This window comes from Streptomyces sp. PL-25 (assembly GCF_058344915.1).
Window position 1 is genome coordinate 4,076,138 of the sequence record NZ_CP136997.1, and the last position, 14,401, is coordinate 4,090,538.

At 71.8% G+C, this 14,401-nt stretch carries 13 protein-coding genes; 6 read left to right on the top strand and 7 right to left on the bottom strand.

Annotated features, from left to right (window positions below; genetic code table 11):
* The 3 genes from R4Z62_RS18425 to R4Z62_RS18435 are packed head-to-tail and all read right to left on the bottom strand — an operon-like array spanning nucleotide 1 to nucleotide 3,850.
* Entirely contained in the window at nucleotides 1–1,053 is a 1,053-nt protein-coding gene (locus R4Z62_RS18425) for an AAA family ATPase (protein WP_491520374.1), read from the bottom strand.
* Complete coding sequence (locus tag R4Z62_RS18430; RefSeq protein WP_491520375.1) at nucleotides 1,050–3,053, bottom strand: transposase; 2,004 nt, start codon at nucleotides 3,051–3,053, stop codon at nucleotides 1,050–1,052. Before R4Z62_RS18430 ends, R4Z62_RS18425 begins: the two co-directional genes overlap by 4 nt.
* Nucleotides 3,054–3,097: 44 nt before the next feature.
* On the bottom strand, nucleotides 3,098–3,850 hold the full coding sequence (locus tag R4Z62_RS18435) for a TnsA-like heteromeric transposase endonuclease subunit (RefSeq protein ID WP_491520376.1): 753 nt from the start codon (nucleotides 3,848–3,850) through the stop codon (nucleotides 3,098–3,100).
* Between the two features lie 377 nt (nucleotides 3,851–4,227).
* Here R4Z62_RS18435 and R4Z62_RS18440 point away from each other — a divergent pair, with 377 nt between their 5' ends.
* The 4 genes from R4Z62_RS18440 to R4Z62_RS18455 all read left to right on the top strand — a co-directional run bounded on the left by R4Z62_RS18440 (nucleotide 4,228) and on the right by R4Z62_RS18455 (nucleotide 7,158).
* Nucleotides 4,228–5,076 (top strand): putative RNA methyltransferase, encoded by an 849-nt coding sequence (locus R4Z62_RS18440; RefSeq protein WP_491520377.1) that lies wholly within the window; start codon nucleotides 4,228–4,230, stop codon nucleotides 5,074–5,076.
* A 351-nt stretch (nucleotides 5,077–5,427) separates the two neighbouring features.
* The gene (locus R4Z62_RS18445; protein WP_382847065.1) at nucleotides 5,428–5,904 is read left to right on the top strand and encodes a helix-turn-helix domain-containing protein; all 477 of its coding nucleotides are present in this window, start codon (nucleotides 5,428–5,430) and stop codon (nucleotides 5,902–5,904) included.
* 80 nt (nucleotides 5,905–5,984) lie between these two features.
* Complete coding sequence (locus R4Z62_RS18450; RefSeq protein ID WP_018568767.1) at nucleotides 5,985–6,686, top strand: hypothetical protein; 702 nt, start codon at nucleotides 5,985–5,987, stop codon at nucleotides 6,684–6,686.
* A gap of 118 nt (nucleotides 6,687–6,804) precedes the next feature.
* Nucleotides 6,805–7,158, top strand: a complete 354-nt coding sequence (locus R4Z62_RS18455) for a DUF2516 family protein (RefSeq protein WP_037873825.1) — start codon at nucleotides 6,805–6,807, stop codon at nucleotides 7,156–7,158.
* A gap of 56 nt (nucleotides 7,159–7,214) precedes the next feature.
* Here the strand turns inward: R4Z62_RS18455 and R4Z62_RS18460 are convergent, their stop codons facing one another.
* The 3 genes from R4Z62_RS18460 to R4Z62_RS18470 all read right to left on the bottom strand — a co-directional run bounded on the left by R4Z62_RS18460 (nucleotide 7,215) and on the right by R4Z62_RS18470 (nucleotide 11,202).
* Nucleotides 7,215–8,477: a PP2C family protein-serine/threonine phosphatase gene (locus R4Z62_RS18460; protein ID WP_064533847.1), complete on the bottom strand. Its 1,263-nt coding sequence runs from the start codon at nucleotides 8,475–8,477 to the stop codon at nucleotides 7,215–7,217.
* Between the two features lie 530 nt (nucleotides 8,478–9,007).
* Complete coding sequence (locus tag R4Z62_RS18465; RefSeq protein WP_355479422.1) at nucleotides 9,008–10,141, bottom strand: C40 family peptidase; 1,134 nt, start codon at nucleotides 10,139–10,141, stop codon at nucleotides 9,008–9,010.
* Between the two features lie 323 nt (nucleotides 10,142–10,464).
* A complete protein-coding gene (locus R4Z62_RS18470; RefSeq protein ID WP_385500113.1) occupies nucleotides 10,465–11,202 on the bottom strand; it encodes a class I SAM-dependent methyltransferase in 738 nt (245 codons plus the stop codon).
* Between the two features lie 409 nt (nucleotides 11,203–11,611).
* On the opposite strand from R4Z62_RS18470, the gene mshA reads away from it, so the two are divergent.
* Together mshA and R4Z62_RS18480 are read left to right on the top strand one after the other, a co-directional pair.
* A complete protein-coding gene (gene mshA, locus R4Z62_RS18475) occupies nucleotides 11,612–12,949 on the top strand; it encodes a D-inositol-3-phosphate glycosyltransferase (protein ID WP_064533844.1) in 1,338 nt (445 codons plus the stop codon).
* Nucleotides 12,942–13,544, top strand: a complete 603-nt coding sequence (locus R4Z62_RS18480; protein ID WP_385499695.1) for a type III secretion system chaperone family protein — start codon at nucleotides 12,942–12,944, stop codon at nucleotides 13,542–13,544. Before mshA ends, R4Z62_RS18480 begins: the two co-directional genes overlap by 8 nt.
* Here the strand turns inward: R4Z62_RS18480 and R4Z62_RS18485 are convergent.
* Nucleotides 13,498–14,367 (bottom strand): helix-turn-helix domain-containing protein, encoded by an 870-nt coding sequence (locus R4Z62_RS18485; RefSeq protein ID WP_385499697.1) that lies wholly within the window; start codon nucleotides 14,365–14,367, stop codon nucleotides 13,498–13,500. The two genes, R4Z62_RS18480 and R4Z62_RS18485, sit on opposite strands and share 47 nt — an antisense overlap.
* Nucleotides 14,368–14,401: the final 34 nt, after the last annotated feature.

The following is a 14,401-nucleotide window of genomic DNA, read 5'->3' on the forward strand; positions in this document are numbered from 1 at the left end:
TCAGGCTGCCTTCGGCGTGCGGGTGCGCTTGGCGCGGCGGTGCTCAGGCTGGGACTGCTGGACGGCGTGGTCGAGCTCGATCTCGTCGAGCATGCGCTTGGTGATCTTTTCTGTTCCGGTATCGATGGCGTCGACGGCGGCTTCTCGGATGAGCTGGGAGAGGCTGCCGATCAGCCCGCCGGTGCGTTCGTGGAGGTAACCGGTCATGGCGACCAAGGTGCCGGGACGATGAGCGTGTAGTTGCAGGGCGTCTTCCATGGTCGCCACCAGGGCCTGCCAGTGCTCCTTGTCCGCGCGGTTCTTGTGGCCGAAGGGCCGGGAGGGGATGACCGTGTAGCGGCCAGCGATCTGCTGCCCGCGGGTGCCCTGGAACAGGCTGCTGGTCTCGACGTCGAGACCAGCAAGCACGAAGGTGGCCGCGATCCGTTCCGAGAGGTACTTCAGCTGGTCGGATGCCTCGGCTCCGTGGCTGGTCGTCAGATCGAGGTTGTGGATCTCGTCGACCAGGACGAGCGTGGTGCCGAGCTTGCCGAGCAGGTCACAGACGGCGTTTGTGATCTGGACCTGGCTCATGCGGTGCTCCAGTGGGACGCCGAGGAATCGGGCGAACTCGCCTGCGAGCATCTTGGGGGTGGCGGCTGGGGGAACGGTGACGAAGACGACTGGCAGTCCGCTGACGGCGGCGGGGTTGCGACGCCGGGTGATCTGTTCGACGTTCTTGCCCAGCTGAGTGATCGCGGTGGTTTTGCCAGTGCCGGCCGAACCGGACACGATCAGGCCGCGCCGGGCGGAGACCTGGTGCCGGTTGAGCACGATGCGTTTGCGGCCGGTAGCAACGACGCCGCGGATCGTGGGGGTGTTCACGATGACGGATCGTGTGTGGTAGTCGATCCGCGCCTCTTTGTAGGACTCCAGTTCGCCCTCGTCCAGAACTGCTCCGGGTGGGAGGGACGGTGGGGGCTCGGGGTTCTCGTCGACGAACGCCCGCCAGCCTTCCTTCGTGGTCAGCGAAGCCTGCGGGTTGGCGATGTCCTGTGGTGGCGCCTGATTCACAGGCGGCTCCCGTCGGTGAAGGCGTCGAAGACGCCGAAGGGGATGACGTTCGACGGCTGCTCCAGGACGGTGGTCTCGTCCTCGACGTCGTCCGGAGCAGATGCCTGCGGCAGCATGGCGACGGGCCGAGCGGGCTCCAGGGCGGCGCGGGTGCGGGCCGCGATCCGGCGGTCCGGCCCGCTTTCCGCCCGGGTCAGCAACTGGTCCACTGCGGCGGCCACGGCGGCCTGGTCGGTGTCGTCCCGGCCCCGCGTCGCGAGCAGGTCCCGGGCTCGGCGCCAGGTGAAGTCCGCGAACGGTGCGGAGACCAGGTGCCGGTGTGTCCACGGAACAGTGATCCACTCTCCGGGGCGCGCGTCGCGTACCCAGACCTGGGACAGGTCGTAGGGGTCGTAGTGGACCTCCCAGAGCCCGCCTTTGGCGGTCACTCCCGAGGAGCGGCGCCGTAGCGGGTTCAGTCCGGGACAGTTATAGGTGCGGTGGTCGATGCGGATGCCGTAGTCATTGACCGAACGCCAGAGTGCCGGTAGCAGCTCCAGGTAGTCGAGGCCGCTCAGCGGCATTGGCAGGTAGCCGGTGCGGGAGACCAGCAGGGCGTACGCGTCGTTGGGAGACATCGGGCGGCCCGGTAGGAACGGGCTGCGCAGTCCTTCATGTGGCCTCTGCTGCCAGCAGGCCACGATCCACTCCTGCAACAGGTCGTCGAGTTCCGCGAGTGTCCAGACGGCCTCGACTCCGGCGCCACGGCGGGTCGTGTTCGAACCGGTGTAACCAGGGATGTGCTGGCAGAACAGCGTGTTGATCGAGGAGAACGTCCGCTCGACGATTCCCTTGTCGGTCGGGGTCGCCGGGCGGGACGGCTGGACGGAGATGCCCAGCGACCGGCAGGCGGTCAGGAAGGTGTCGGAGACGAACACCTTGCCGTGATCGATGCCGATCGTTTCCGGCACGATCACCGGTTTGGCTGCCGCCTGCTCCAGGCGTGCGTCGATGTTCAGCAGCCTTTGGTGGGGGATCAGCGTCGCCGACATCGCCAGCGCGTCCGACCAGCCGGGCCGTAGCGGCTCAGGGACCAGCATCTTGGCCAGCAGCAGCGCGGCGTCCACGGCTTTGGTGCCTGCCGGTCGCAGCACCGCGGCGCAGATCGACCTCGTTGCCACGTCGACGGCGATCGTGAGTTCCGGGCGTCCGCTCACCCCGTCCTCCAGGACCACCAGCACGTCCAGCGGTGTCGTGTCGATCTGCACCATCTCGCCGGGGCGGCAGGCCGAGGAAGGGGTGAATGCTCCTGGCGGGCGGCGAGCCGCCGACCTGCGGGATGTGGCCTCGCCGAAGGCGTGCGTGCCCTCGCTCATCGCCTCGACGAGCCGGTAGAACGCCGACTTCGACGGCATCGCCACTGTTCCCGGCCCGTGCCGTTCCGCCAGCAGCGCCTCCACCCGCCGACGCAGCCGGCCGCGGGTGCCGGTGGACTCGTTCGTCGTCGTGGCCAGGATTTCCGTGATGGCGGACACCACCCGGTCATCGGCCCTTCCCGTCGGTGAGGACAGACGAGTTGCACGGTGATCGACCAACCCCCACAGACCCTGCTCGCGGTAGCGCCTGCGCATCCGCTGAACGGTCCCCACACTCGCCTGCCAGCCGATAGCCCGCAGTTCCGCCGCCTTGGCCGCCACCCGCTCCTCAACTGGGTGACGGGCCGGGTCGTATTCCGGACGAGGCAGGGCCGTGGGATCAGCATCCAGCGGCTTGCCGAACTCCACCTCGGTCACATGCCGCTCCCATGCCGCCGCCTTCTCGGCTTCCCGCTCCGGCACGATGTCCAACAGCGCGAACGGCGGCATACGGCCCTGATCGGCACCCTGGCCAACCAGTTCAAAGCCTTCCGAGGCCAGTAGATGCGACAACAACACCAGGCTCGCCGACCCGGCTTCGTCGAGGAGCCGCACCGTCGTCCCGGACAAGCCGACGACCGTGTGCAGTCGGTCATCCAGGCGCACCCGATCCCCGACCCGCAACGCCGCCCGTGGCCCTGGGCGCCCGCTCACCGGATCTCCGCTGGCGACACCAGCGTGGCATCCGACAGTGGTCGCGAAAGATCCGCTGCCAGCCGCCCCAGCCACAGCAGATGGAACATCGCTGGCAACACCGCGATCGGATCACCCAGCAACGCAACCTGTGCCACCAGCGGCGAAGGCACCGAGAACAGTGCCAACAACCGGGCCACGAGCCCCTCATCGGCCCCGTACCGAGGATGCCGGTATCCCGCCAGCCAGCGAACGTTCGCCATCCGCACCGGATCCACCTCGCCGACAACCCGGTAACCCCACCCCGCCGCCTCACAAGCTGCTTGCGTAGCCGCGAACTTGGCCGCCGACCGTGCGTCGATCCGGTCCAGCGGCCGACAGTCCACCATCAGCCCCCGCCCGTCCTCGAACCGAGCGAAGTAGTCCGGAGCGTGCGAGACCCGCTTGCCCCGATCGTCCTTCCAGGACAGCCACAACGGCTGCGACAGCAGCCCCGTCACTTCTGGTGTGAAGTCGAGCAGCATCGCGTGATCCCGCTCCAGCCAGGACTCGAACCCCACGTGCCCACCGGTCGTCGACGACCAGTACAACCCAGGGAAATGCCGTTGCCCGCGATATGACGGGAAGTCGCGGACCGGCCGCCCGTCCTCGAACGGCACCGAGACCGCATCCGCCAACGGCAGCCGATGTTCACCCTGGTCGTCCCGCCAGCCGACCTCGAAGCCGTCTACTTGTGACGGCTTCATCCCCTCCAACACACCCAGCCCCATGTACGCCACTTTGCAGACCTGGAGGGACTGGGCAGCTTGAATGGGACCAAACCCCTCGTCCGGGTGATTACCCAGTCCGGCGCGAACCCGCGTCGCTGTGCCGTGTCTCTTAACTGCTCAGGCGAGGCAAGGGGCTTTCGGCGAGCCTCGTAAGGTGTAGGCATGTGGACCCAGCACACCCAGGCTCTGTGATCACGAGGTATTGAGGGCGATGCCGTAGGGCGTCGCCCTCCTTGGCGTGCCTGCTACGTGATCCATCTTCCTTGCGCCGCCCGCACCGAGGCGACGGGATACCGGGCCTCGTCTTCTTACGACGGCGGCCTCTGAGAGCGCGTACAGGCACGGTCCCTTTCCTTCACCGTTGCCAGGAGTGCCTCGTGCCTGCGTTGCTTCCCCCTGCCCTCAAACCGTTCCTCGACTTGCTGCGCTGCCCGGTGTGCCGCACCAGTCTCCGACCTGACCGTGGCTCACTGCGCTGCCCGTCGGGCCACACCTTCGACATCGCCCGTCAGGGCTACGTCAGCCTCCTGACGGGCGCCCGCGCCACCAGTGGTGACGACACATCAATGGTTCAGGCCCGAAACCAGTTCTTGTCCACCGGCAGGTACGCCCCTATTCGCCAGACCCTGACCCGTATGACAGCCGACGTCCTGCCTGGTCAAGGCACGGTCGTGGACATCGGATGCGGCACCGGCTACTACCTGGCCGGCGTACTCGATCAACTTCCCGGCGCCCGCGGCCTAGGGCTGGACGCGTCCGTACGCGCCCTGCGCTCGGCAGCCCGAGCCCATCCGCGAGCCGCTGCGGCAAGCTGGGACGTCTTTCGCCCCTTCCCCTTGGTCGGCCAGACGGTCGACGTGATGCTGGACGTGTTCGCCCCGCGCAACCCGGCTGAGTTCCACCGAGTACTCCGTTCGACCGGCCGGTTGATCGTGGTGCGCCCCGTCGAGCGGCACCTGGCTGAGCTACGGGGCCGAGTCCCCGCGATGGTCACGATCGACCCGGACAAGGAACAGCGCCTGCACCAGGCGTTGGACCCCTACTTCGAGGCCGCCTGCACCCAGCACGTCGAATACACCGCACCTCTGACCAGGCAAGAAGCCATCGACCTGGTGGGGATGACACCGAGCGCACGCCACCTGACCCACGCGGACCTGAGTGGTCACGGTCCCCTACCTGACCAGGTCACCGTCTCCGTGCTGGCCACCTCCTACCAGCCTCGGTGACCACGAACGCGCGGGCCTGCTGACCGACGAACCAACGGACGCGCGCCTGGCGCCCCACCCTTCCTGGTAACTCGGGGAAGGGTGGGGCGCCCGTCCGCCGCCGCCGCGTTCTCTCCAGGCCGGGTGTACGACGGCCAGATCTCTCCCGGGCAGGTGGCCTGGGTGGGGCAATTCGCTGCGCAGGTTGTCCGGGACTCGCTCACTTCACACTGCAGAAACGGCGGGAAACCGCAGAAATACCGGGAACGGACACTGGCCGCCCGCCCCTCCCGGTGCTGCCCTGCGCGCCTCGGAACACTCTTGCAAGCGCTGTGCTTGCAATTGTTAGCAAGGGTGGTGCATGGTGGAGGCATGGCATCGCTCAACGTCGGCAATCTCGGTGAGTACCTGCGCGAGCAGCGGCGCAACGCGCAGTTGTCGCTCAGGCAGCTCGCCGATGCCGCCGGGGTGTCCAATCCGTATCTGAGCCAGATCGAGCGCGGGCTGCGCAAGCCGAGTGCGGAGGTGTTGCAGCAGGTCGCCAAGGCGCTGCGGATCTCCGCCGAGACGCTGTACGTACGGGCCGGCATCCTCGATGCCGAGCGCGACCGCGACGAGGTGGAGACGCGCGCCGTCATCCTGGCGGACCCCACGCTCGACGAACGGCAGAAGCAGGTACTGCTCCAGATCTACGAGTCCTTCCGCAAGGAGAACGGGTTCGGGGGCGCCCGCCCCGACGGCGCCGGCGCCGACGACGGTGCCATACCGTCCGGCCGCCCCGCGTCCGCCGAGCGCCGCGACCGTACGTCCGGCGGCAGTGACAACGAACCGCGGGAGACGGCCGGTTGACCCCGGGGCCCGTACGGGCCCGGCGGCCGACCGCGGGACAGACCACCCTCAGCCGAAAGCGATCCGGGAGGATCATCACCATGGCCATCGCCGACGACCTGCGCAAGACCCTCAGCGACCCCACCCCCCTCTACTTCGCCGCCGGCACCGCCGACCTGGCCCTGCGCCAGGCCCGCAAGGTGCCCGCTCTGGTGGAGCAGCTGGCCGCCGAGGCCCCGGCCAGGATCGACGCCGTGCGCAACACCGACCCGAAGGCCGTGCAGGAGCGGGCGACCGCCCGCGCGAAGGAGGCCGGCGCCCGCGTCAAGGAGACGCAGACGACCGTCCAGAGCCGGGTCACCGAGTTCCTGAACTCGCTGGACACCGACCTGAAAAAGCTCAGCACCAACTTCGACGCCGACCTCAAGCGGCTCGGCGAGAACGCCCAGGACCTCGCCCTGCGCGGCGTCGGCGTCGCCGCCGAGTACGCCGTACGGGCCCGGGAGACCTACGAGAAGGTCGCCGAGCACGGCGAGAAGACCGTCCGCACCTGGCGCGGCCAGGCCGCCGAGGGCATCGAGGACATCGCCGAGGAGGTCGAGGAACTGGCCGTCGCGGTCGAGCCCGAGCCCCGGCGGACCCGGCCCGAGCCGGTCGTGGTCAAGGACGAGAAGCCCGCCGCCGCGGCCGGACCGGCCGCCAAGCCCGCCGCCGCGAAGAAGGCGCCCGCGAAGAAGGCCCCGGCCGTGCGCCGGACCACCGGCGCCAACGCCCGCAAGACCACCCCGCCGCCCGCGAAGTAGAAGCAGCAGCAGAAGCAGCGGACCGCCCGGACCGGCGGGCCGGGCACCCTTGGGGTGTCCGGCCCGTTCTCCGGGTACGGTGGCCGCACAGGAATCGGAGAGACGGGCGGTGGACGGCATGCTGATGTTGGGCTTCGCGGGGTTCCTGGGGATCCTGAAGATCCTGCTCATGGTCCTGGCCGCGTTCGGGCTGTGCGACGCCGCGATCCGGCGCGAGGACGCGTTCCGCGCGGCCGACAAGCAGAACAAGGCGTTCTGGCTGATCATCCTCGCCCTGGCGCTCGTCGTCAGCTACCTGTTCTCGATCCTGTCGTTCCTGCCGATCATCGGCGTGATCGCGAGCATCGTCTACATCGTCGACGTGCGGCCCGCGGTCAAGCAGGTCTCCGGCGGCGGTGGCGGCGGCTGGGGCCGCCGTCGCGGCGGCAGCAGCAGCGACGGTCCGTACGGGCCGTACAACGGCGGCCGGTAGGACCGCCGCCCGCGGCCTCGGGGGAGTCGCGCCGCGGTCTCCCGCGCCGCGGCTTCCTACGGCTCCCGGTCCAGCAGGACCACCGCCACGTCGTCCGTGAGCTCCCCGCCGTTGAGGGTGCGGACCTCGTGGACCGCCTCCCGCAGCAGATCCTCGCCGCGCAGGCCCTCGGCCAGCTGGCGGCGGACCACGTCCAGCATGCCGTCCTGGCCGAGCCGCTCGCCGTCCTGGCCGGTCCGGCCCTCGATCAGACCGTCCGTGTAGAGCATCAGGCTCCAGCGGGGGCCCAGCTCCACCTGAAGCCGGGGCCAGCGCGCGCCGGACAGCACGCCGAGCGCGGGGCCGTTGTTGTCGTAGGGCAGCAGTCTGGCGGGCCGGTCCGGTGTCATGACCAGCGGTGACGGATGCCCGGCCAGGCACAGGCCCGCGCGGCGCCCGTCCGGCGCGATGTCCACCGTGCACAGCGTCGCGAAGATCTCGTCGTCCGAGCGCTCGTGCTCCAGCACCTGCTGCAACGTGTTCAGCAGGTCGTCGCCGCACAGCCCGGCCAGCGTCAGCGCCCGCCAGGCGATACGCAGCTCCACGCCGAGCGCCGCCTCGTCGGGGCCGTGCCCGCAGACATCGCCGATCATGGCGTGCACGGTGCCGTCGGGGGTGCGGACGGCGTCGTAGAAGTCGCCGCCGAGCAGCGCGCGCGAGCGGCCGGGACGGTAGCGGGCCGCGAACCGCAGCATCGAACCGTCCAGCAGGGGCGTCGGCAGCAGACCGCGCTCCAGGCGCCGGTTCTCCTGCGCGCGCAGCCGGCCCTCGGCGAGCCGCCGCTCGGCCGTGTCGGAGCGCTTGCGCTCCACCGCGTACCGGATCGCCCGGCTCAGCAGCGGTCCGTCCAGCTCGTCGCGGAGCAGATAGTCCTGGGCGCCGACGCGCACCGCCTCGGCGCCGCGTTCGGCGTCCCCGGACGCGGTGAGCGCGAGCACGGCGTGCCGGGGCGCCAGCTCCAGCACGTGCCGCAGTACGGCCAGCTCGTCGTCGTCCGCGCCCGAGCGGCCCGGGGCGGGCAGCGCCAGGTCCAGCAGGATGCAGTGCACGTCGTCGGTGAGCAGCCGCTCGGCCTCGGTGAGGTTGCGGGCCGTGCGGACGCGGATCGGCTTGCCGGACGCGTCGAGCAGTTCGGGCACGATCGGCGAGCCGCCGGGATCGTCCTCGATCAGCAGCAGCGTCAGCTGCGCGCCGGAGGGGCCGCCGCCGTGGGACACGGTCTGCGCCTGGCCGCTCTCCGCGGCCGGGATCTCTCTCTGCCGCGGTACGGGCACGGGCATCGTTTCGGTTCCTTCCCTCCCCCCGAGGGCATGGCGGGCACGAGGGACCTCGTTCCACCGACGGGGACCATAGCGGTAGTCGGCGCCGCGGGGGAATGGTGTGAGGCGCGTCGCTCGCGCTTCGGCCGCTGGCATATGCCGCGATCCGTACCGGAGTTGGTCAGGGCGCCGGCCGCCCCGGAATGACGAAGGTCACGTCCAGGGGGGTTTGGCGGCGGCCGGGGGTGCGGTGGATCACATGGCCCAGGTCACCGGGGCGGCACCGCGCGCGGCGCGGCGGGCCGGGGGGGCGGGCGGCGTACTGGGGAAACGCGTGGCGGAGGACGCGGGGCGCGGTGCGGTGTCCGCCGGGGCGGGACAGGGGCGGGGACGGGACAGGGGGCGGACGGGGGCGGGGAGGCGTACGCCGGTCCGCCCGGCCGGGTGTCGCTCGGGTGCCGTTCGGGTGCTGTTTGGCCGGTTCCGGCTTCCCGGTCCCGGCCGGGGCGTGCGCCGGGCTGCCGTACCCCCCCTCGTACGAACCCGTCCTCTCAGGACGCGTCCGGGCGTACGACCCCCAGGATCGGCATCGTGCCCGCGCCCGCGAGGGTCACCGTGCGGCCGGGGCGCGGGGCGTGGACGATCCGGCCCTTGCCGACGTACATCGCGACATGGCTGGCGTCGCCGAAGTAGATGATCAGGTCACCGGGCCGCATGTCCTTCACGGACACGTGCTTCAGCTGCTTCCACTGCTCCTGCGAGGTGCGCGGCACCGGATGCCCGGCCGCCGCCCAGGCCTGCGAGGTCAGCCCGGAGCAGTCGTACGTCTTGGGGCCCTCGGCGCCCCACTCGTACGGCTTGCCTATCTGGGCCGTGGCGTACTGCACCGCCTTCTTGCCGGCCTCGGTCGCGCTGCCGCCGATCTCCTTGAGGATGCCGGTGTCCAGCCAGGCCGCCTGCGCCTGCTGGGCCGCCTCCCGCTCCAGCTGCGCCAGCCGCTCCTGCTGCCGCTTCTCCAGGCGGGCCTCCAGTTGCTCCGCCTCCTTGATCCGCGCCTGGATCCGCTTCTGCGCGGTGGCCTTGGCCTTGCGGTTGTCCTCCAGCTTGTGCAGCTGGTCGGCGGCGTCGGCGGCGTACTGCTGGAGGTCCTGCTGGGTGCGGGTCATCTCCTGGAGCAGGCCGCTGGTGGCCCGCTCGCCCTCCAGGACGCGGCCGGCCCCGTCGAGGAAGTGCTGCGGGTCGTCGCTCAGCAGCAGCTGTGCCTGGGGCGGCAGCCCGCCCGTGCGGTACTGGGCGCGGGCGGCGGCACCGGCCCGGTCCTTCAGCTCGTCCAGCTTCCGCTGCTGCTCGACGATCTTCTGGGACAGGCCGACCACCTCGGCGGACTGCCGCTTCGACTTCTCCTCGGCGGCGTTGTACGCGTCCGTGGCGACGGCGGCGTCGTGGTACAGCTCGTCCAGCTTGGCGCGGACGGCCTCCAGGTCCTTGTCCGGCGGGGCCGTGACGGGCGGGGCGGAGGGCGTGGAAGGCGTGGAAGGCGTGGTGGCAGCGGGCGCCGTGGCGGTCGAGGTCGGCGCGGGGTCGGGCCCCGCGCTCGCGAACGCCGTGCCCGACGCCCCCAGTACGGTGACCGCGCAGACCACGGTCACGGCCACCGCGAGCACACTGCGCCTGCCCCGTCCCATACCCCGCCCCCAACTGATTTACCGTCAGTAACATGTGCCGTCCGGGGGATAGTGCCACGACGGCGCCCAAAACGACAGAGGCCGGTCGCCGATGCCCACTCGCGCCGACCACCCGCCTGTGTGACGCGCGGCCCCCGAAGATCGTTCCCCGCAGGTCGCCACAAGTGCGACGGGCGGAGGTGAAGGGAGCACGGGAGGGGGCGCGCGGGGCGCGCGAGGCGTGCGGGATCCGGCGGTGGACCTCGGGTCGGGCCTCGGGACGGGCTCCGGGGCGGCCCTTCGGAAAGGTGCTGCGCGGGCGTCGGAACGGATGCGGTCCCGGCTCAGCCGCGCGGCGCCAACGCCCCCCACTCCACCGTCACTTCACCCTGCCGCCAGCGAGTCGGCCCGTCCGTCACCGGCCAGTCGGCCGTGAGGTCGCGCACCGCGCGGATCCAGCGCTGCCGCGCGCCGTAGGAGGCGTAGGGCGCGGCGGCGGCCCAGGCGCGGTCGAAGTCGCGCAGGAACGCGTGCACCGGCTCGCCCAGCACATTGCGGTGGATCAGTGCTTTGGGGAGGCGCTCGGCGAGGTCGGACGGGCGGTGCAGGGAGCCGAGCCGAGTGGCGAAGGTCACGGTGCGCGGCCCCTCAGGACCGAGCGCCACCCAGACGTGCCGCCGCCCGATCTCGTCGCAGGTGCCCTCCACGAGCAGTCCCCCGCGCGCGTGCCCGTCCGCCGGGGCGAGCCGGGCGCACAGCCGCTCCCACACGGCGGTGACCTGGTCCTCGTCGTACTGCCGCAGTACGTTCGCCGCGCGGATGAGCTGAGGGCGCCGCGCGAGGGGCACCTCGAAGCCGCCGTGCCGGAAGACGAGCCCGTCGCGCTCGTAGGGGAGCGCGGCGGTCACCCGCGCCGGTTCGATCTCGACGCCCACCACGCGCGTGCGTGGAGCCACGGTGCGCAGCCGCTGGAGGAGTTCGACCGCCGTCCAGGGCGCGGCGCCGTAGCCGAGGTCGACGGCCACCGGCTCGTCGGCGCGCCGCAGTTCGGCGCCGTGCACCGCCGCGATCCAGCGGTCCATGCGGCGCAGCCGGTTCGGGTTGGTCGTCCCGCGCGTCACCGTCCCGACGACGGGAACCCGCCCGCCCGAACCGCCGCCCGGCCCGCCGCCCGAGCCGCTCCGGCCGCCCGGAACGCCCGCGCGGCTCGCACGGAGCCGGGCGCGGGGGGCGGACGCTGCACGGGGTGTCATGGATACGAGGGTATGGGGGCACTCGGCCCAGGACACGCGTCGTACACCACCGCACACCACCGCACACCACCGACCGTCGAACAGCCGTACGCATCCCACCGTCGAACGGTTGATCGAGATTGGTAATGATTGTGCAAAGACCCGGGCATCGGGAAGGGAGCCGCCCCCGACGGCGTTGCCCCCTGAAGGGCGCACCGCGCCCAGGGTCCGGCATGCCCGCAGCAAGGAGGAACGCCACGTGAGCCAGTACGTCGGCAGGCTCGGGCGTCGCTCGTCGTCGGCTCCCGCGCGGCTGCGGCTCTACCGCAGGCCCCGGCGCGTCGCCATGCTCTCCGTGCACACCTCACCGCTCCACCAGCCCGGCACCGGCGACGCCGGCGGCATGAACGTCTACATCGTCGAGCTGGCCCAGCGCCTGGCCGCCCAGGGCATCGAGGTGGAGATATTCACCCGGGCCACCACCGGCGGCCTGCCGCCCCGCGTCGACCTCGCGCCCGGCGTCCTGGTCCGCCATGTGGACGCCGGTCCGTACGAGGGCCTCGCCAAGGAGGAGCTGCCCGCCCAGCTGTGCGCCTTCACGCACGGCGTGATGCAGGCCTGGGCCGGCCACCGCCCCGGCCACTACGACCTCGTCCACTCGCACTACTGGCTCTCCGGCCACGTCGGCTGGCTCGCCGCCCAGCGCTGGGGCGTCCCCCTGGTGCACGCCATGCACACCATGGCCAAGGTCAAGAACGCCAGCCTCGCCGACGGCGACACCCCCGAGCCCGCCGCCCGCGTCATCGGCGAGACCCAGATCGTCGCCGCTTCCGACCGGCTGATCGCCAACACCGAGGACGAGGCCGGCGAACTGGTGCGCCACTACACCGCCGACCCGGCCAAGGTCGCCGTGGTCCACCCGGGCGTCAACCTCGACCGCTTCCGCCCCGGCGACGGCCGCGCCGCCGCCCGCGCCCGCCTCGGCCTGCCCCAGGACGCCCTGATCCCGCTCTTCGCCGGCCGCATCCAGCCGCTCAAGGCCCCCGACGTGCTGCTCAGGGCCGTGGGCGTGCTCCTCGACGAGCGGCCCGACCTGCGCTCGCGCATCGTCGTACCGGTGGTCGGCGGCCCCAGCGGCAGCGGCCTCGCCAAGCCCGAGGGGCTGCAGAAGCTGGCCGCCCGGCTGGGCATCGCCGATGTCGTACGGTTCCGGCCGCCGGTCGGGCAGGACCAGCTCGCCGACTGGTTCCGGGCCGCGTCCGTGCTGGTCATGCCCTCCTACAGCGAGTCCTTCGGGCTGGTCGCGATCGAGGCCCAGGCCACCGGCACCCCGGTGCTCGCGGCGGCGGTCGGCGGCCTGCCGGTGGCCGTCCGGCACGGCGAGACCGGCTTCCTGGTCCAGGGCCACGACCCGGCCGCCTACGCGCGCGTGCTGCGCGAGTTCGCCGACCACCCGGAGCTCGTCGACCGCACGGGCGCCGCCGCCGCCCGGCACGCCCGCTCCTTCGGCTGGGACGCCTCGGCGGCGGCCACGGCCGAGGTGTACACGGCCGCGCTCCAGTCGTACCGGCGTCGCGTACGCTCCCACCATGGCTGAGACGGACGAGGCGGGCGGGACGGACGGGACGGACGGTCACTCCGGCGCAGGTGCCGGCACCGGCTCCGGCACCGGCACCGGAGGCGAGGCGGAGCGCGCCGCGCGCACCCTCGAAGCCGCCTTCGAGGACACCGGCCTGGAATGGGAGAGCCCGCGGCCCGGCACCTATGTCGTCAAGCTCCCCGGCACCCGCAAGCTCTCCACCACGGTCTCCTTCCTGGCGGGCCGCCACACCCTCTCGCTGAACGCCTTCGTGATCCGCCACCCCGACGAGAACGAGGCGGGCGTCCACCGCTGGCTCCTCGAACGCAACCTGCGGATGTACGGCGTGAGTTACGCCGTCGACCGGCTCGGCGACATCTACGTCACCGCCCGGCTGTCCCTCGCCTCCGTCACCGCCGACGAGATCGACCGGCTGCTCGGCCAGGTCCTGGAGGCGGCCGACGGCGCCTTCAACACCCTTCTCGAACTGGGCTTCGCCTCCGCGATCCGCAAGGAGTACGCCTGGCGGACCTCCCGCGGGGAGTCCACGCGGAACCTGGACGCCTTCACCCACCTGATCGAACGCCAGGCCCCCGGAAGCGTCCCGGAGTGACCCCGACCAGCCGCTTGAAGTGCCGGGTCAGATGGGCCTGGTCGTAGAAGCCGGTCACCGACGCGACCTCCCCGGGCGGCAGCCCGTCCAGCAGCAGCCGGCGCGCCCGCCCGACCCGGCGGGACATCAGGTACTGGTGCGGGGCGATGCCGTACGCGCCGCTGAACGCCCGTACCAGATGCGCCGGATGGGCGTGCAGCAGCCGGGCGGCCTCCTCCAGCGGGACCCCGGCCACCACCCGCGCGTCGAGCAGCTCCCGCAGCCGCCGCGCGAGCACCGGGTCCCGCCGCTCCAGGTGCGCGGCGGCGTCCGTCCGGTGGCGGCGCAGATGGTCCCGCAGCCGCCCGCCGACGAGCGCCAGCCGGCTCTCCGCCTCCAGCTCGTCGCCGCGCCGGCCGAGGGCGGAGTGCAACTGCCCGACGCGCCGTCGCAGCACCGGGTCCCGCAGCTCGGGCCCGTCCACGGCCGCTCCGATCAGCTCCTCGCCCAGCCGGCTGCTGTCCAGGTACACGACCCGCTTGCGGAAGCCGCTCGGCGCGGCCGGTGAGCCGTTGTGCGGCACGTGCGGCGGCAGCAGCGTCACCGTGTCGTGCGGGGTGCCGTGCTCGTGCCGGTCGAGGTCGTACCGTACGGCGCCGTCGTCCACGACCAGCAGCGTCCACGCCTCGTGCACGTGCATCGGGTAGGCGTAGCCGGTGAAGTGCGCGTGCAGGACCTCCACGACGCCCGGGACACCGGGGCGCCAGGCGGAGACGTCCCGGCGGGCGGCCGGGTCCGCCCGGACCGCCGGGGCTTCCTGGGGTGCCTGTCGCTGGTCGGCCACGTGTCGAACGTACCGCGCAAAGAACGTACAAGAC